We start from the raw sequence: 18,113 nt of genomic DNA, 5'->3' as shown, positions 1-18,113 counted from the left end.
CGCACCCGCGGCAGACAGAAACGAGAGACCGTCCCCAAGCCGAGCCCCTGACGCTCTGGTGATGTGACGGACCTTCCGGGCCGAAATGCCCGGAATGCTGAGATCCGACTACGGTCTCGGCAACGGCCTCGAAGGCAACGCGTCTGCATAGGTCCTCTCCCGCTGGCGCGGTGACCGGCGGGCGTCTCCCGCCACCAAGGAGTGTGCACGGATGAGGTCTGGACGATCGTCGCAGGCCAGACGGTATTCACGGCGTCCGGGAGGCCGGTCAGGCCGTCGCAGACCAGCATCAAGACATCGGCCGCGCCGCGGTTCTTGATCTCGGTCAGGATCTGAAGCCAGTACTTCGCGCCTTCACCACCGTCGCCGATCCACAGACCCAGAATGTCCCGGTGTCCCTCGGCGGTGACCGCCACCGCCATGTAGACGGGCCGGTTGGCGACCTGCCCGTCCCTGACCTTCACGTTCACGCAATCGATGAAGACGACCGGGTAGACGCTGTCCAGCGGACGGTTCTGCCATTCCGTCATACCGGCCATCACGCTGTCGGTGATCGTGGAGATCGTGGACTTGGAGATCCCCGCGCCGTACACCTCGGCGAGATGCGCGGAGATCTCCCCATGCGTCAGCCCCTTCGCCGACAGCGACAGGACCATCTCGTCCACCCCGCCCAGACGCCGCTGCCGCTTCTTGACCAGCTGGGGTTCGAACGATCCTGCCCGGTCCCGGGGCACCGCGATCTCGACCGGCCCCGACTCAGTGATCACCGTCTTGGAGCGGTGCCCGTTGCGGTAGTTGTCCCGGCCGCCCTCGGCCCGCTCACCGGGCTCGTGCCCCAGATGATCAGTGAGCTCGCCCTCCAGCGCGGACTCCAGCACCCGCTTGGTCAGCTGCTGCAGCAGGCCGCCGTCCCCGGTGAGTTTCACGCCACCGGCCTGAGCCCGGGCCACCAACTCGGCGACCAGCCCGTCATCCACGGCGCCCGCCCCACTCACAACGGCCTTCCCGGCCTCGGTGTCCCTCGTCACGTCAGTCATCAACTGTCGCTTCCAGCTCGGGAGTTACACCACTCACCGGGCTCTGTACCGTAGTCGGTGGTGACGTTGTGTGGCTATGTGCTGAGCAGAATGCGGTGGCGGAGGAGTTCGAAACCTGCACGGCCGTGCATCTGCCGCATGATCCGTTTGGTGCGGGTGTTGACGCCCTCGGTACGGCCGTTGCTCCACGGCAGGGTCAGGCCGGCGTTGACGGCGGCACGGTCGAGTTCGAGGCCGTTGCAGAAGCTGTGCAGGTGGGGCAGGTCGGCGCCGCGGGCCTGGGTGATCCAGTCGGTGAGCTTGGAGTCGTTGCTGCCGGCGGGGGTCAGCAGGACGGCGAAGTCACGGATGAGTGCCGCAAGTTCAGTCATCTCGGAGCAGGCCGCAGTGATCAGCCCGAGCAGATCGGTGTCCTTCGTCCGTAGGTGTTCGGGGTGCGTGAGCAGGAGCCGGGCAAGACGGCGGGGGGTGGTCACGGGGCGGTCGCCTTCGGCGCGGCCCTGGTTGAGGTAGCGAACCAGCAGGTTGGCGCTGCCGGTGTATCCCAGTTCCCTGATCTCGCGCAGGAGGTGGGTGACGGGCACGCCGGGCTCGGCCGCGCGTCGCGTGCGCAGGTGCTCGCGATAGGGGTCTACGAGAGTAGGGCGGTAGCGCGGAGTGATGCGCTCGGTGGGAGGCTCGGGGATGCGGGCGTAGCGCTTGACGGTGTTCAGGGCCAGGTCCAGGCGGCGGGAGCAGTCCAGCAGGCCGACGCCCTGGCCGAGGAGGGCGTGGACCTTGTGCCAGCGCTCGCGAGTGGTCTGCTCGCGGATGCCGCCCGGGCGGGGCGGATTGATGGTGGCCCAGCACGGGGCGTGGGCGCGGACCTCGGCCTGGACCTTGTCGCACAGGTTGTGCCACACATGCCAGCGATCACTGACCTGCACCGCGTCGGGCAGGGCCTGGCGGATGGCCTCGGCGTAGGTGGTCGAGCCGTCCCGGCACACGACCTCGACCTCAGGACGAGAGCGCAGCCAGGCGGTCAATGTGGCGGCCTCGCGGTCGGGCAGCACGTCGACGCGCCGGCCCGTTTCGGCGTCGATGACGATCGTCGCATAGCGGTGGCGCCGACGCAGGGCAAAGTCGTCGACCCCGATCACCATCGGGACAGGGACGGTGGGGATGGGGATACGCCGCAGCAGACGCAGAGCAGTGGCACAGGAGACCGGAAATGCCAGCAGGGACGTGAGCCGGGCGGCCGCCCGGCCGCATAACTCCTTCACCACTCCCGAGACCTGGCTGGCCAGCCGCGTGGTGCGACGCTGCAGGCGTTCCAGCAGACCGGGGACTTGCTCGCGGAAGGTCTGCCGTCGACAGCCCAGAACCGGACAGACAAGACGCCGGACCCGGAGACATATCACGACGCGGCGGCCATCCACCGGCACATCCCCAACCGTCCGGCCATGGTATCCGTGCACCTTCCCCGTCAGCGCCCCGCACATCGGGCAGGGAACGGGAACATCCCGGGTCCGGGCCAAGACCCGGATCACCTCACCATCGTCTGCCACATCATCGATGACCAACGCCGACAGCCCTGAAAACACCGTTGCCACAAGGTAGTTGTCATCACGCATATAGCGTCAACGATGCCCGTCGCATGCCGTCACCACCGACTACGGTACAGAGCCACTCACCGTACAGACCCCGCCGGGCGTCCAGTCGCAGTCCACCCTCGACCAGAAGACGGAGCCGACCGGCTGGCACCAGATAGGCGGCACCTACACGCTCGGCACCGGCACCCAGAACGTCAAGCTGGAGTCCAGCGGCAGCGGCTGCCTGCGCGCCGACGCGGTGAAGTTCGTCCGCACCGGCTGACCCATCCCATCCCATCCCGTCCGACCCGGCCGCCGTCCACACCTCCCCGGCGGCCGGGTCCTTCGCTCACCGAAGCCCAGTCGGCTGCGTACCCTTTCCACGCCCGCCGCAGGGCTGCTACCACGGTGCTACCATGTGAGACGTGACTTCCGTGAAGAAGCAGACACAGGTCCGGCTGGAAGAAGACGTGCTCGCGGCCGGCAAGGCCGCCGCGGCCGCCCGCCGCCTGGACTTCAACAAGTACGTGGAGCGGCTCATCATCGAGGACACCACCGGCGCCCGCGCCGCCGGTATGACCGCCGCCCAGCGGCTCATCGATGAGCACGGCACCTTCCTCGACGACCTGGAGCAACAGCTCGACGCCCCGTACGCCGAGCCCCAGCGGGGCGCTGGCGCGTGATCCTGCACGTCGATGAGTCCTGGATCCTCGAAGTGGCGCAACGGGCAGGCGATCGCGACCCGGCTGCCGACGACTACGGCATACCCATCGCTGCCGTCGCCCGCCACCGCGGTGAACTGCTCGACACACCCATCTACGGCGGCGCCTACGCCCGCGCCGCAGCCCTGGTGCACACTCTGGGCCGCTGCCGCTGGCTGGAGCGTTCCAACCTGACCGTGGCCTGCGCGGTCGCCGTCATGTATCTGGAGGCCAGCAACATCCCTGTCAGCCCCACTCGCGAACAGCTCACCGCGCTCGCCCATGAGCTGAACAACCCGCGCTGCACCGCCCCCCGGATCGCCGCTTTCCTGCGCACCTGGAAACCCTGATCCCGAACCGGGCGAAGGGGACCGAGCCCTGCTGACCCTGAGCTCCGTCCGGTGGGAACGTTGCTGATCACCGCGGCCCGCCGCTCTGTGGGGTCTCGCCGGACCCCGCCCTCGGCGAGTCCGAGGGGCCGGGGCCGGTTGTTGCAGTCCCCGGGGCCCGCCACGCTCTGGCGGGTGAGGCGGGCCCGCTGGGCCGCGAATCGACGCCGACGGTGGGGCATTCCGGGCTCTGGTCGATGGCCACGGGGTTGGCCGAAGCGGCCGACCAGCAACTTCACGCCTCGACGATGATGGTGCCTATGGTCGATTCCGGGCCGGGCCCGTCCGGACGGTCGACCTTCCACCAACCCAGCACGTCCTGGTACTCCGGCTGTGGGATCGCACGTCCTTCGGCAGTCATCAGGCGTCCCTGATACGCCTGGGCGTAACGTGCTCGAACCGAGTAGACGCCGAGTTCGTCGGGAACAACGAGGTCGCACGACACATTTACCCACTCCGCTGGGCCCGGGTTGTCCTCCGCCAGCGCCTCGACATCCGTGCCGGCATTGACCACCTTCAAGCCGCCCCCGCTGCGCTGCTTGCCGTTCCATACCGACGCCTGGGCTCGATCCTGGCCCGCCAGCCCAACGATCACCTGGTTGATGGCGTTGCCGCACCCCGAACAATCGTGCAGCACATCGAAGCTGAGCTGGTACGAACCCCCTCCTCGGACTTTCACCACGTCACCCCGTCCATCGATCTTGACGTTGCGGATCCTGAACCGCGACGGTTCCACCATCTCGGCGCCGGGCGTGAGAGCTGTGGTTCGATGGACATCGCTGTGACTCATCTTGTCGGTCATGGGCCCAAGTAAACAGGTGGCCACTGACAAGGGCCGTCCTTCAGCGAGGTTGTCACGTCGTCCAGAGCGCGATGGCATTGAGGACCAAGCCGAGCGCGCCGAGCTGGTCCTCCATGCGCCCGTACTCGGCGAACGCCGCACCCAGTGGAGTCGGCGCCCCTCACGCCCGCACATGCGCAGTAGGTCGTTGGCGCGGACCTGGTTGGTCACCAGGGAGCCGGCGACCTTCAACATGCCCGGCCCATGCGTGATCACCTCGTTCAGGTTCACGCGGTTGCGGGCCAGGTCCTCCACCTCGCCGTACGTGCCCGTCTTGACGTCGGGCATGGTGGCCCGCCAGAACCGCTGGTCGTCCAGGTCGCGGAACCGCGGGCCGAAGTTGCAGCCGAGGATCTTGAACAGGCCGAACACCATGTCGAAGTACGAGGCGTTGTCGGTCGCCACCATCTCCGGCTTCACCTCGCCGTCCAGGTTCGGCAGTGCGTCCAGGATGTGCAGGGAGTCGCGCGGGGTGCCGAGGACGACGAACCGACAGAGCCGGTGCAGTCCTGGCTGTCCAGCCTGCCTGGTAGTCGGCGTGAGACTGACATGGCCCTTCGTCACTCATGCCAGCAACGAGTGAGCACCACCCGTCATCGTCAACGACCAGGTCACCGCACCTGCGCCACTGACGCCCAGACGACGACGTTCAACCGACACTCCCCCGCAGACCATCACCCGCGGCTCCCAGGTGGAGATCGTGCAGAACATCGGCCGGGCGCTCCGCCCGAACCCGGACGGCACGACCAAGGTCGCCAGGATCATCGTGCCCATTTTCCTGGAGCGCGGCGAGGACCCGACCGACATGGTCGCCTCCGCCAGCTTCAAGCCGCTCGTGGCCGTGCTCCAGGGCCTGCGCTCGCACGACGAACGCCTCGTTGAGCAGCTCGCCTCCCGCGCCCTGACCCGCAGCAACCACGCCCGCAAGATCCACGTGCAGCGCGATGAAGAAGGCCGGATCGTCGGGGCCGACGGTGACGGCGAGGACCAGGAGCAGGACGACACCCAGTCCGCGGTGGAGTCGGCGCTGCTGCACTTCTCCTCCCCCCGGGACGCGGCGACGATCGCCGCTTTCCTGCGCACCCGGGTGTACCGGCCGGAGTCGCTGGTGTGGCTGGAGGGCTACCAGGCCCTGCTGCGCTGGCGCAAAGAGAACGAGATCACCGGCCTGTACGCCGTCCCGTACGACACGGAAGTCGAACTCGGAGTCACTCTCTTCCCGCTGGGCAGGTGGGTCCACCAGCAGCGCAAAGCGTTGCGCGCGGGTGAGCTGGAGGAACGGCGCAAGGAACTGCTGGACGCGCCCGGGGCAGGGATGGTGTGGGAACCGGGCGAGGAGGCGTGGGAGGCCAAGCTCGCCGCGCTCCGGTCCTTTCACCGGCCGCCGGGCACCTCGCACCCCGGCAGGACGCCGTCTGGGGCGAGGGCGAGGCGATGGTGCCCGTCGGCCAGCACATGGCCAACCTCCGCCGCAAGGGCCAGAAGAACGGCCTGGGCAAGGACCCGCAGCGGGCGGCGGAACGCGCTGCGCAACTGACGGCGATCGACCCGGACTGGGACTGCCCGTGGCCGCTGGACTGGCAGCGGCACTACCGCGTGCTCGCCGACCTGGTCGACGCCGACGGCGTACTGCCCGAGATCCAGCCCGGCGTGCTGTTCGACGGCGATGATCTCGGCAGGTGGCTCGAGCAGCGGAGAAACCCGGGCACCTGGGCGCAGCTGTCCGCCAAGCAGCAGGAGCGGCTGTCCCGGCAGGGCGTGACGCCCGCTAAGGCGCCGTCTCCCGCCCCGGCGGCCGTGCGGTCGACGAAGAGTTCGGGCAAGGCGCAGCAGGCGTTCCAGCGGGGCCTGGCGGCCTACACGCAGTACGTCCGGCGTGAAGGCCACCCCCGCGTGCCCAGGAACCACCTCGAACGCATCACCCTCGACGGCCAGGAACACGAGGTCAAGCTCGGCATCTGGGTTTCCAACACCACCACGAAAAGCCGGTGGGACAAGCTCACCCCGGAGCAGCGCACCGCCCTCACCACACTCCGCGGCGGCCGCGACGCACCCCCGCCCCAGGCACCCGCGCCGGTGCCGCGCCCGGCCAAGGGCCCGGCTTCGGCGCACGACGAGCCCGTCCAGCCCACCCCACCGGACGCACAGGTTCAAGACCACCAGGACGACACCACGGCCTCGCACACCGCCGAGAAGGACGAGGACACGTCGTCACAGCCCACCGACACACCCCCGCGGTGGAACGCCGTCTGGCCGATGAGCTTCCCCCGCTCCAGCGAACCGGCCCTGTCCGAGAAAGAGCGTCAGGCCAACATCGCCCGCATCGCGCGGATGCACCGCGTCAACGAACTGGTGCGCCACCACACCAAGGACACCCTGCTGACCATGGCTTACGAGGGCGGCCTGTCCCGCGACGAACGTTCCGAGAAGTGGCGCAAGGAAGGGATCGCGAACGCCATCGTGGACATCGAACTCCGGGCTGCCGCGCAGCCCGATCCAGCCACACTCCTGCCGCAACAGGACCCCCACGACGAGTGAAACAAGACGCCTGTAGGGCAGTCGGTGAAAGAATGACATGGTCTGTCGTCACTCATGTCAGCAACAGGTGAGCACCACCCGTCAGCGCCAACGACCAGGTCGCCGCGCCTGCGCCACTGACGCTCCGATGACGAGGTTCAACTGACACTCCCCCGCAGACCATCACCCCAGCTCACAAAGGGTTTTCGACCGGATGGGGCGGGCATGGCGCGGGGCGTGCCGCCGCACCTCTGGGGCGTAGGCCCAGAGGCAAGGGAGACGGCAGCGCGGAGCGAGGTCACGGAGCGCGGGGCGCACCGCGACCGCCTGCCGACTCCCGCAGCGCGCAAGAGCGCGGAGCGCTCGCCCCGGGACGGCCGCGAAGCGGACGCACGGGTGCGCGTGCGTGGCCCGAAGGGGAGCGCAGCGAACCCGGGCCACGGGGTTTCCGGGGAGCGCAGCGGACCGGAAACCCCCAGCGGCAGGCACCACGCCACTCCCGCCCCATCCCGGCAAAAAGCAACGCCCCCCGGCACCCAACAACGGCGCCCCACCACAACAGCCCCACATGCGGGGCCGGCCGTTGGCCGGCATGGGGAAGCCCCCTGTCGGGGGCTTCGTGCGGAGTCGGGGCCGGGCCCCTGACGGGACCCGGGACGTCGAGTGCCGGTCCAGGCCTGTCGGCCCCCGGCGAGGGTGGGGCGCAGCATGGGGATCACGGCCTGGCGGCCGCCACCTCCCACGGGCGACGTACGACCCCCGACTCCCCCACACACGCGGGACCGGCCGTCGGCCGGTAGGGGCACGCCCCTGACGGGGGCTCGGCGGGGGCGGGGGCCGGGCCCCTGACGGGGTCCGGGATGGTCGGGTGCGGGCCCGGGGCCGGCGGCCCCGGGGACGGGTGGGGCGAGGGTGCGGCGCGCCACGGCCCCGTGCCAAGGCCGGCCTCCACACTCCGAAAGCTCGAGCCGAACCGCCGAGCGGCAGCCGGTCCTCGGCGGCGCAGGTCAGCCGCAGAGATCCGACTGCCGTGCGCCCCTCGCTGTCATGATGGTCCGATGGACAACCGGGAGAGGACCGAACCTCCGCGGGTGGCCGATGAGCACGCCACGCTGACCGGCTTCCTGCAGCGCCAGCGTGACACGCTGGCCATCGCATGTGCGGGGCTCACAGCCGAGCAGCTCAGACAAAAGGCCGTGCAGCCCTCGGGCTTGTCGCTGCTCGGCCTCGTCCGGCACATGGCCGACGTCGAGCGGACCTGGTTCCGGAACGTGTTCAACGGCGAGCACAGTGATGTGCACTGGCCCCGTAGCGACGGCGGCGCTTTCGCCGTCGACACCGCAGACCCGTTAGAGGCGTTCGCGATCTGGCACGAGGAGTGCGCCCGATCCCGCGACATCGTGGATGCCGCCCAGTCCCCCAATGTCACCGGGCGGTACGGAGACGACGTCTTTTCTCTCCGCTACATCCTCACCCACATGATCGAGGAATACGCCCGGCACAACGGCCACGCCGACCTCCTCCGCGAACGCATCAACACAATCACCGGACAGTAGTGGCCGGCGGGGACCGTCCCCTGACCGACCCCTGGACGGCCAGGCGCAGCACGGCGGTCCCGGGCAAGCAAAAAGGGCGGGCCATTGGCCCGCTCGGGGAAGCCCCCTGCCAGGGCTCCGCACGGGCGAGGGCCGGGCCCCTGACAGGATCCGAGTGCGGGAACACCCGGCCGGGCACGGCCCGTGCTGCGCCCGGCCGGGACTGATGGGATGGTGCCGGCGCCTCGTGGGCGCCAGAAGAGAGACGGCCGGGCGGGAACCGAAGCACCCGCCCGGCCGGGGGCGTCAGTCCTCGCCGGGCGGCGAGATCGTCAAGACCGGCCAGGCATGGTCGCCCGGCCCGATGCAGGCGGCGAGCCGGGCGCGGCAGGGCTGGCGGGCCTTGCCGCCTCGCGGGATCCGGTACAGCTCGACCGTGATGCGGTCCCCGCTGCCCCGGCTGCGCCGGATGGCGAAGCGGGTCATGACCAGGACATCCCACAGGCGGCCGGTCTCGTCCTGGGGGGCCTGGCGGTTGCTGTCCATCTCGCTCCACTGCACGCAGTCCGCCCAGGCAGCGGCGGTCAGGGCGATAGGGACCGTGAAGCCCGCCTCGTGGGCCAGTACGGCCGGGACCTGAACCAGGGGGGGCTTTGTTCACGAGTAGCGCCAGCAGTTGTTCATCTCGTGGGGAGGCAGCCGGTTGCGGCCGGAGTCGATGTTCATGAGAACGGGAGGCAGCCCTGTGCCCGCCGCACTCGGGGGCGGGCAGCTGACCAGGTCGGTGCCACCGCCAAGGCCGGGCTTGCTGAATCGGCAAACGAACTCGTCTTCTGGGCGGGGTCTTCCGCAGGATCGGCGTTGAGCCAACGGAACGGCGGAAGGGGGCCGTCCTGGGGGCACAGCAGACCGACGGTCGGGGAGGGGACTCATGTCGCAGCGCGTCGCGGAGATCACACACCGGTTGGTGTCCTCACCGGGAGGCCGCATGCACCTCGCGGAGCAGGGAACAGGGCCGCTGATACTGCTCGTTCACGGCTTCCCGGAGTCCTGGTACTCCTGGCGTTACCAGCTGCCGGTACTCGCAGCGGCGGGATACCGCGCGGTCGCCATCGATGTCCGAGGCTACGGCCGTTCCTCCAAGCCGGCAGCTACGGATTCGTACCGGATGCTCGACCTGGTGGAGGACAACGTCTCGGTGGTGCACGCCCTGGGCGAGGAGGCGGCGGTGGTCATCGGCCACGACTGGGGCGCGACCATCGCCGCGAACTCCGCCCTGCTCAGGCCGGATGTCTTCCGGGCAGTAGGGCTGCTGAGCGTTCCCTACACTCCGCGCGGCGGGCCGCGTCCCAGCGACGTCTTCGCTCAGATGGGCGGGGACGAGGAGTTCTACGTCTCGTACTTCCAGGAGCCGGGCCGCGCCGAGGCCGAGATCGAACCCGATGTACGCGGCTGGCTCACGGGCTTCTACGCGGCGCTATCCGCCGACACCATGCCCGCACCCGGCGCTCCCGATCCGCACTTCGTCAGCAGGGCCGGGACGCTGCGGGACCGGTTCCCCATCGGCCGGCTGCCCGCCTGGCTCAGCGAGAGGGACCTCGATGTCTACGCTGGGGAGTTCGAACGGACCGGCGTGACCGGGGCGCTCAACCGCTACCGGAACATGGACCGCGACTGGGAGGACCTCGCCGCCTTTGACGGCGCCCCCATCACCCAGCCGTCCGTGTTCATCGGCGGCGGCTTGGACGCTTCCACGACATGGCTGGCCGATGCGATCAAGGCGTACCCGGTCACGCTGCCGGGCCTGGTCTCCTCCCACCTCCTCGACGGCTGCGGCCACTGGATCCAGCAAGAACGCCCCGACGAGGTCAACCGGCTCCTGATCGACTGGCTCGCCGCCCTGCTGCCTGACGCACTCGCGCAGCGTCAGCCCGTGCTGTCGAAACACGTGAACATCCGCGTGGTGCAAAAAGGCTCCACTGCCGCCCGAACCGCTGTCGAGGCACTGCTCATTCTGAGAAGTGTGTCACATCCTCTTTCCGCAGGTCATGGTGTTGTGAGGCGTGGTCGTGATCCGGTCTGCCGTTCGGCTGGGCGTCGATGGACGGGCAGCCGAACGGCAGCAGGAGGGCTTTCAGGCGGCTGTCGCGAGGGTGGTCGGGACTGCCTCGGGCTGACGGCGTGAGCGGGCCAGGCGGCGGGTCATGAGGGTGATGAACGCCCACTGGATGTGGGCTTCGGCGTGGGACATGAGGCGTTCGTAGTCCCTCGCGTTGCGCCGGGCCCGCATCGTCCACGAGTTACTCCGTTCCACCACCCACCTCTTTGGAAGCAGAACGAAGCCCTTAGCGTCCTTGGGGCGGGGAACGACCTTGATCGTGATGCCCAGGATGTCCTGGGCCCAGGTGCTGAACTCCTCGCCGCCGTAGCCGTTGTCCGCCCACACCAGGACGATTTCGGGGTGCTCGGCGTGAAGGCGGGTCAGCAGGATGTGGGCTGCGTCGCGGTCCTGGACGTCGGCGGGGGTGACGAGCAGGTCGACGAGCAGGCCGTCCTGGTCAACGAGGAGATGCCGCTTCCGCCCATTTATATGTTTGTTCGCGTCGTATCCGCGCGTCGCGTTCGACACCGTCTCCGCACCTTTGACGGACTGGGAGTCCACGATCACCCGGACCGGCCAGGGACAGCGCCGACGGCGCAGTCGCAGCCGTCGGCGGAGCTGGTCAAGGATCCGCCCCAGCACGCCGGCCTTCGCCCAGCGGGCGAAGTATCCGAACACGGTGCGCCAGGGGATGCCGAAGTCGGCGGGCAGCGCCCTCCACTTCGCCCCGTTGTCGGTGATGTAGCGGATGGCGTCGACCACGCGGCGGCGGGGCCACTTCTCCGGGGCGCCGCCCTTCGGAGTCTGGCATGCGGGAACGGGGAGTAGGGGCTCCAGCAGGAACCATTCCACGTCACTGGTGTCGGAGGGGTAGCGGTAGTACGGCAGCATCACGAGGTTGGGGCCGCGATCTGGGGGTCAGGAGCCAACTGCGGTGTGATCGCGGCCCGTTGCCTGCCTTCCTGCTCTGCTCACTCCAGGTTGGCCAGCAACTGAAGGGTGGACTCGATCGCGCCCATCTGGGCCATGACGGTGCGGACATAGGGGTCGTTGGGAGTCTTCTTCTGGTGCGGGAGGAGGATCCCGGCGACGAAGTTGGCGACGCGGTGGTGCACGGCGTGGAAGAAGGCCCGCTCGTAGCCGATCCACACCTCCGGCGCGTCGTCCAGCAGCCGGTATCCCCACTTTCTGTCCCAGGTCACGGGCGGCAGACCGCGCGCGGCGGCGACATGGCGCAGGTGCGCGAGCCCGGTGTGGATCTGTGCGCGGGTGCGTTCGGTGGCGGCCATCAGCTGGGTGATGCTCAGTCCGGCGGGGCGGGCCTCCTGCAGGGCGCTGAGGATCGCTTCGGCGTGGACGTGAGCGGGGACACCCCGCCCCATCGCCTACTCACCCGAGCCCTTCAGCAGCTTCTGGAGCTGCTCGTCGAGGTCGACTTTGCCGCGGATGACGGCATTCTCGATCCAATCGGCCGCGGCACGTACCCGGGCAAGGCCCCGGCCGATGGTGTCGCGTTCGGCGTCGTCGTAGTGCTCGCCGCGCAGGTTCGGCACGATCCTGCCGGCCGTGGTGACGAACTGCGCGCAGGCCGCGACCAGGTCCATGAACTGCGCGCTGTGCTCCATGTGCTGCAACTGCGGCGCGGCCTCCTCGTGGACGAAATGGGCCTGCTGGCGGAACCGGTCGAACTGGGCCTCGTTGACGGCGTGCCGGGCGGTGTCGTCGGCCATCGCCTTGTTGGCGACCGCGGGACGGCGCAGGAAGTCGGTGGTCACCACCGCCGCGACCGCGTCGTCGCTGGCCAGGTCGTGGATTGCCTCCACCTTCTCCTGGACACTCTCCGGGGAGTCGACCTTCCAGCCCACCACGCGTTTCGCGCTGTCGTGCGTCCAGCGTGGCTGGCCGCCGCGCGGGCTGGGCGGGGGGTTGGTGACCGCCTCGAACCGTTCTTGCTCATCAGGGATGCTGGCGAGGATCTTGTGGATGGTGTGCGACACGTCCGCCCGCCGGCGCCCCTTCGGCCAGCGCGAGGACACCCACCGATAGCTCCGCACCGTCGTGTAGGCCAGTCCGACGTCCTCGGCGAACAGCCGGATGGCCTCGCTGACGGTGAACAGATCATCCTTCCCGGACGGGTTCGCACCCCCATACGAGCGCATCGGCTCTATCTCCAGGGCGGCATCACCAAGACGCCACTGGGCACTGCTCATCGTGGCGACCCAGTCCCGCCCCAGCTTGACCAGCTCGTCGTAGCGCTCCCGGGTCACACTCCCGACCATCTCGGGCATCAGGACACCACCCCCACGGGCCCGGGTGCGGCACTTTCCGTACCGCCAACTCGCCCTGGCATCCCGTCACTTCGCACCATCCGACTGCCTCCGCCCCGTTGGAAAGGGCGTGCGGCCCCGGCGCATGGAGCGGCTCCATGGCCGCTCAAGGCGCGGTCTCACATCCCGCGCTGTTCCACGCGCCGCTTGTGCCAGGCCCGTTTGCGGCAGCGGGGAGAGCAGTACGTTGCCGAGACGGGACGTTCGACTCCGGCCGTCCAGGACACCTGGCACTCCGGGCAGATGGACGTCACGCCGGCCGTCACCGCCTCGGTCCTCACTCGCGCCCGCCGCATCCGCCGCCAATGCCGCGACCGGCACGCCGACGAGCAGAAAACCGCCGTCGACTTCGCCGCCGGCATCAACGGACCACCACAGCCACGACACAACCGCGGCCCGGCGTCGTCGTCCATGACCACGACCAGCCTCAGCCGAGGAGCCCCGTCCCTGCTCATGACGTCACCGTACGACCGGATCGAACGCACACCCAGAGAGCCGCGCGGGAAGGGGCTGTCGCGTCGCAGACGGCCCTCGGACACCAAGGACCTTCCACGGTTCAGGCCAAGATGACCGGGTTGCTGAGCGCTGCCATGTGGCCTTTCACGTCGTGGCGCACTCCGTTAATCTCTAGTTCGCCGCCCTTGACTTCGAGGCAGATTCCTTGCACCGGCTCGCGCTTGAAACCCCGTACGGAGATCGTCCCAGAAGTCTTCCCCTCTCCGACCGGGACTTCGTACGCCATCCGCATGGTCTGCCCATCAACCTCGACAGGCTGGCCCTTCGACCCCGCCCATCATGACCCCTCGCCGTGACCACCCGGGGCCGGTCCGGGTCAGCCTTCCGCCCATCCCCCGGGGTCGGCTGCCTGGTTCACCGAGCGGTCCGGGGCCCTGAGCTTCGGCGGTCCTGTCCGGGTCCCGTCATGTGGTGCCGCGCCCTCCTGGAACGCGCCGGGTTCGTGGCCGCAACGCGGCCGAAACACCCCATCCTTATGGTCTTCCGCACACCGGTCATGGCTGCAACGGCCGGCGCGTGACCGGCTCCAGTCGGCGCTAACCAGCCATCTTCCACCGCCTTTTCGAGGGAGGACCGATGGCTGCACAGACGCACGCCACCGACATCCTGTCCCACCCCGGCCCCGACGACCACCGGCCCGCCTCTGGGCAATCAGCTCCGCATCCGGTGGACGCCCGGCCGCCCCTGCGCCGGATGGTGCCCCTGAGCCTGCAACATCTGCTGGTGTCGTACTCGGGCATGGCGACGATGCCGCTGCTCGTGGGCGTCGCGCTGGACCTGCCTGAGGACCGCATCCGTCTGCTGATCAGTGCGAACCTTCTGGTCAGCGGGCTGGCCACGCTGCTGCAGAGCCTGGGCGTCAAGTGGGTGGGCGCCCGGCTCCCGATCGTCATGGGGTCGACGTTCACGGCGATCACTCCGGCGATACTCATCGGGCGGGAGCACGGCCTGGCCGCGGTGTTCGGGGCGACCGTCGTCGCCGGACTCGTGACCGTGGCCGTCGCGCCCTGGTTCGGCCGCTGCCTGCATCTCTTCCCGCCGCTGGTCACCGGCACGGTCATCGCGGTGATCGGCTTCTCCCTGGTGCCGTCGGCGGCGAGCCTGATCACCGGTTCGGGCTCGGGCGGCGGCACCGGAGCGAAGAGGCTGGCCCTGGCCGCGGCGACCATCGCCCTCGTGGTCTTGGTCGAGCGGCTGGCGCCGCCCGCGCTGGCTCGCTTCTCCGTCCTGTTCGCGCTGGCCGCCGGGACCCTTCTCGCGCTCCCCCTGGGCCTGTTCGACGGTTCCGGCGTCACGGACGCCGACGCCGTGGCCCGGCCCGATGTCACGGCGTTCGGCGCACCGACGTTCGTCCTGCCCGCCGTCATCGCCATGCTCGTCGTGCAACTGGTCAACATGGTCGAGTCGGTGGGCGACACCCTCGCCGTCGGCAGGATCGCCGGGCGCGGCGATGACCAGAAGACCGTCGTACGGGCGCTGCGTGCCGATGGTGCGGCGACGGTCCTCTCCGGCGGACTGTCGTCCTTCCCCATCGTGACGTTCGGTCAGTCCGTCGGACTGCTCAGTGTCACCCGGGTGGTGAGCCGTCACGTGGTCGCCCTGTCCGGGGCGATGATGGTCGTGCTCGCCTTCTTCCCCGTGTTGGGAGCCGCGGTGGCAGTGGTACCGAGCCCGGTGCTCGGTGCCGTCTCGGTGATCATCTTCGGCACGGTCGGGGCGGTCGGTCTGCGCATTCTCGCGGAGGCCGACCTGGGGGACGGACGCAACCTGCTGACCGTCGCACTCGCCTTCGGCCTGGGCATGCTCCCGGTCGGCGCTCCGGAGGTCTATGCCGCTCTGCCCGCCACCCTCCGCACCGTGCTGGACAGTGGTATCGCCATGACAGGGCTGGTCGCCTTCACGCTGAACTTCCTCTTCCACCATGCCGGGTCCCGGCCCGCGTCGCGGCTCTCGCCGCCCGGCGACGCCAGTGAGGAGGGGACCTCCTGATGCACCACATCGACACCCTCACGAACGCCACCGTGTGGAGTGGCGGACAGTGGCTCGAGTCCCGTGACGTGCATGTCGCGGACGGACGCGTGACGGCCGTGACGGCCGCCGGAGAACTGCCGTGCGGGACAAGGGTGGTGGACGCCGCGGGCGGCCATGTCACCCCTGGGCTCGTCAACACGCACACGCATCTGTTCCAGGCGGTCATGCGCGGGATCGGGGAAGGACAGCCGCTGCTGTCCTGGCTGCGCGAGGTCGGTGACGAGACAGCCGCCATCAGCCCCGAGCGGGCGTACGCGGCGGCCGCCGCGGCGGCGACGGAAGCCCTGCGCTGCGGTACGACCACCCTCGTCGAGCACATGTGGCCGCATCCGTCGACCGAGGTGCACGACGCGGTGCTGCGCGCCCTGCGCGACACCGGGATCAGGGCGGTGGTCTGCCGCGGTGTGGCCGACCGCGCCGACCCGACCCGTAAGTGGGGCTTCGACCCACGCCTCATGCAGCCCCTTGACGACGTATTCGCGCACGTCGACAAGCTGGCCGCCGAAGTGGCTTCCGAGGGGACCGGGAGTCGGATCTCCCTGGGGCTGGCCGTTCCCAACCCCCGCTCCCTTACGGTCGAGGGGATGAGGGCCGTCCGCGGTTACGCGGAGGAACACGGTCTCCCGGTGTCGATCCATCTCCTGGAGACGGCGACGGACGAGACGATGTGCCGGCAACACACCGGTCTGGGCGCCGTGGAGTACCTGGAGCGGGCGGGGTTCCTGTGGGACCGGCTGCTCGCGGTGCACTGCGTGGAACTGGACGACGCGGGTCGGGCGCGGCTCGCCCGGCACGGCGTCGGGGTCTCCTACAACCCGCTTAGCAACATGCGTCTGGGCAGCGGCATCGCACCGGTGCCGGCGATGCTGGCGGCGGGGCTGCGCGTGGGCCTCGGCGTGGACGGAGCGGCGAGCAACGACACCCAGGACATCCTGGAGGCGATGCGGATCGGCGCCTACCTCCAGCGCGCGGCGCACCGGCGGGCGGATCTGCTCGGCTTCGAGCAGATGATCGGGATCGCCACGAGCGGCGCCAACGACGTGCTGGGGCTGGAGTCCGCGGCCTCCGGCGTGGTCCCGGGCATGCCGGCTGATCTGGTCGTGCACCGCTTCGACCGTGACTTCGCGTGCCTGCCGGTGCGCGACCCCGGCGCGACGCTGCTGACCTGCGCGGGCAGCCGCACCGTGGACACGGTCGTGGTGGCCGGGGAAGCGGTGCTGCGCGGGGGCCGCAGCCTCCGGCTGAGCGAGGAGTCGCTCACGGACGCGCTGCGGGGCTGATCAAGTGCGGGGTGAGGAGCGGCACGCGGCTCCCCACCCCGTTCTTACATGTCTTACGCGGGCGTAACGCTCCGACGCCGCAAGGAAACACAGCAGTGGAAGGCTTTCCCCATCGCGCATGGTTCACATGCCAGCCCACGGCGCGGAGCCCACCGACGGGCTCCCTTCGCGACCGTGCCCGCAGACCTCTGAGTGTCCGCGGTGGGGACTGCAGGGGCGGTGACTGCATCCCGAAAGGGACCACACTCCACGGGAGTAGTAGACGCGATGAATAACACGACGTACACCCTCGCCGAGCTCGACAGGGAAACCCGCATGGGCGGTGCGGGCACGGAGACCGCCGACCGGGAGATCCGGCGCATCGACCTCTCCAACTTCGACAGGCGCAGGGCCGAGATCACTGAGGAACTGTGGGCCGCGGCCACCGACATCGGATTCTTCCAGCTCGTCAACCACGGCATCGAACAGCATCTGGTGGACCGCGCCTTCGCCGATGCCAGGCATTTCTTCGCCCTGCCGGAGGACGTCAAGGGAAGGTACCGGCTGAAGAAGGGCCGCAACGCCGGCTGGGAGTCGATGACGCAGGTCAGGCCGTCGGTCAAGACACCCGACCAGAAGGAGTCGTACCAGGTCACCCGGCCCCATATGGACAGTCTGTGGCCCGACGACGTGCTGCCGGACTTCCGTGCCCAGACGCTGGCCTTCGAGGCGCGGTGCCGCGAGGTCGCCATGCGCGTGCTGTCCTGCTTCGCCGAACGGCTCGGCTTCGAGCGGGACTTCTTCGACCGTGCTCACGACCTGGCGAGCGACAGCCACCAGTCGACGTTGCGCATGCTCCACTACTTCGCGATCCCCGAGGACGCCGAGCTAGACCCGGCCGTCTGGCGGGCCGCAGCGCACACGGACTTCGACTGCCTCACCCTGCTTTTCCAGCGGGACGGCGAGGGCGGCTTGCAGGTCTGCCCGGGCAGGGAGGCCAAGGCACAGGAGTGGACGCCCGTGGTGCCCGCGGCCGACGTCATCACCTGCAACATCGGGGACATGCTGATGCGTTGGAGCGACGACCGGCTGCCGTCCAACTTCCACCGCGTGAAGTCACCAGGACCGGATGACGACCGCGGGGCCCGCTACAGCATCGCCTACTTCGCGCAGGCCGACCGGAACGTCGTGATCGAAGGCCCGGAGAGGCGCTATCCCCCGATCACCGCAGGGAACTACATCCAGCAGCGCATAGCCGCCAACTTCGCGCGATAGGGGCAGCCGTCGT

12 protein-coding genes and 4 pseudogenes are annotated in these 18,113 nt (G+C 69.4%); 8 read left to right on the top strand and 8 right to left on the bottom strand.

Features of this window, described 5'->3' with window-relative positions:
• A partial coding sequence (locus tag SRB17_RS42660) for an IS256 family transposase (protein WP_228396630.1) occupies nucleotides 1–1,037 on the bottom strand: 1,037 nt, incomplete at its 3' end.
• Nucleotides 1,038–1,111: 74 nt separating this feature from the next.
• Nucleotides 1,112–2,620, bottom strand: coding sequence for an ISL3 family transposase (locus tag SRB17_RS42655; protein ID WP_323377529.1), 1,509 nt, complete (start codon nucleotides 2,618–2,620; stop codon nucleotides 1,112–1,114).
• A gap of 413 nt (nucleotides 2,621–3,033) precedes the next feature.
• On the opposite strand from SRB17_RS42655, the gene SRB17_RS42650 reads away from it, so the two are divergent.
• The gene (locus SRB17_RS42650; protein ID WP_323377526.1) at nucleotides 3,034–3,291 is read left to right on the top strand and encodes a hypothetical protein; all 258 of its coding nucleotides are present in this window, start codon (nucleotides 3,034–3,036) and stop codon (nucleotides 3,289–3,291) included.
• Nucleotides 3,288–3,659 carry a fic family toxin-antitoxin system, toxin component gene (locus tag SRB17_RS42645; RefSeq protein ID WP_323377525.1) on the top strand — a complete coding sequence of 124 codons (372 nt, stop codon included), beginning with the start codon at nucleotides 3,288–3,290 and terminating at the stop codon, nucleotides 3,657–3,659. Before SRB17_RS42650 ends, SRB17_RS42645 begins: the two co-directional genes overlap by 4 nt.
• A 274-nt stretch (nucleotides 3,660–3,933) precedes the next feature.
• Here SRB17_RS42645 and SRB17_RS42640 read toward each other — a convergent pair whose 3' ends face one another.
• Both SRB17_RS42640 and SRB17_RS42635 read right to left on the bottom strand, forming a co-directional pair.
• Nucleotides 3,934–4,500 carry a hypothetical protein gene (locus SRB17_RS42640; RefSeq protein ID WP_153547220.1) on the bottom strand — a complete coding sequence of 189 codons (567 nt, stop codon included), beginning with the start codon at nucleotides 4,498–4,500 and terminating at the stop codon, nucleotides 3,934–3,936.
• 55 nt (nucleotides 4,501–4,555) lie between these two features.
• Nucleotides 4,556–5,025: pseudogene (locus SRB17_RS42635) on the bottom strand (Tn3 family transposase); the annotation flags it as partial.
• Between the two features lie 190 nt (nucleotides 5,026–5,215).
• Between SRB17_RS42635 and SRB17_RS42630 the strand changes: the two are divergent.
• Together SRB17_RS42630 and SRB17_RS42625 are read left to right on the top strand one after the other, a co-directional pair.
• Nucleotides 5,216–7,077: pseudogene (locus tag SRB17_RS42630) on the top strand (Helicase associated domain protein); the annotation flags it as partial.
• A gap of 1,037 nt (nucleotides 7,078–8,114) precedes the next feature.
• Entirely contained in the window at nucleotides 8,115–8,612 is a 498-nt protein-coding gene (locus SRB17_RS42625) for a DinB family protein (RefSeq protein ID WP_153547218.1), read from the top strand.
• Nucleotides 8,613–8,897: 285 nt separating this feature from the next.
• Here SRB17_RS42625 and SRB17_RS42620 read toward each other — a convergent pair whose 3' ends face one another.
• Nucleotides 8,898–9,215 carry a DUF6573 family protein gene (locus SRB17_RS42620; protein ID WP_323377528.1) on the bottom strand — a complete coding sequence of 106 codons (318 nt, stop codon included), beginning with the start codon at nucleotides 9,213–9,215 and terminating at the stop codon, nucleotides 8,898–8,900.
• A gap of 307 nt (nucleotides 9,216–9,522) precedes the next feature.
• Between SRB17_RS42620 and SRB17_RS42615 the strand changes: the two are divergent.
• Nucleotides 9,523–10,494: pseudogene (locus SRB17_RS42615) on the top strand (alpha/beta fold hydrolase); the annotation flags it as partial.
• Between the two features lie 279 nt (nucleotides 10,495–10,773).
• Here the strand turns inward: SRB17_RS42615 and SRB17_RS42610 are convergent.
• From SRB17_RS42610 to SRB17_RS42600, 3 genes and pseudogenes are all read right to left on the bottom strand, one after another.
• Nucleotides 10,774–11,583, bottom strand: a pseudogene (locus SRB17_RS42610) (IS5 family transposase); the annotation flags it as partial.
• 80 nt (nucleotides 11,584–11,663) lie between these two features.
• Entirely contained in the window at nucleotides 11,664–12,074 is a 411-nt protein-coding gene (locus SRB17_RS42605; RefSeq protein WP_153547212.1) for a RacP protein, read from the bottom strand.
• A 3-nt stretch (nucleotides 12,075–12,077) separates the two neighbouring features.
• The gene (locus SRB17_RS42600; protein WP_153547210.1) at nucleotides 12,078–12,980 is read right to left on the bottom strand and encodes a DUF6192 family protein; all 903 of its coding nucleotides are present in this window, start codon (nucleotides 12,978–12,980) and stop codon (nucleotides 12,078–12,080) included.
• Between the two features lie 1,131 nt (nucleotides 12,981–14,111).
• Between SRB17_RS42600 and SRB17_RS42595 the strand changes: the two genes are divergently transcribed.
• From SRB17_RS42595 to SRB17_RS42585, 3 genes are all read left to right on the top strand, one after another.
• Nucleotides 14,112–15,524: a uracil-xanthine permease family protein gene (locus SRB17_RS42595; protein WP_153547208.1), complete on the top strand. Its 1,413-nt coding sequence runs from the start codon at nucleotides 14,112–14,114 to the stop codon at nucleotides 15,522–15,524.
• Nucleotides 15,524–16,846: an amidohydrolase family protein gene (locus SRB17_RS42590; protein WP_153547206.1), complete on the top strand. Its 1,323-nt coding sequence runs from the start codon at nucleotides 15,524–15,526 to the stop codon at nucleotides 16,844–16,846. The genes SRB17_RS42595 and SRB17_RS42590 overlap by 1 nt, the downstream gene beginning before the upstream one ends.
• Before the next feature lie 267 nt (nucleotides 16,847–17,113).
• Complete coding sequence (locus SRB17_RS42585) at nucleotides 17,114–18,100, top strand: isopenicillin N synthase family dioxygenase (RefSeq protein WP_153547204.1); 987 nt, start codon at nucleotides 17,114–17,116, stop codon at nucleotides 18,098–18,100.
• Nucleotides 18,101–18,113: the final 13 nt, after the last annotated feature.

This window comes from Streptomyces sp. RB17, from assembly GCF_009604455.1.
Classification (GTDB): domain Bacteria; phylum Actinomycetota; class Actinomycetes; order Streptomycetales; family Streptomycetaceae; genus Streptomyces.
The sequence above is the reverse complement of the archived record's forward strand: the minus strand, read 5'-3'. Positions and strand labels throughout refer to the sequence as shown.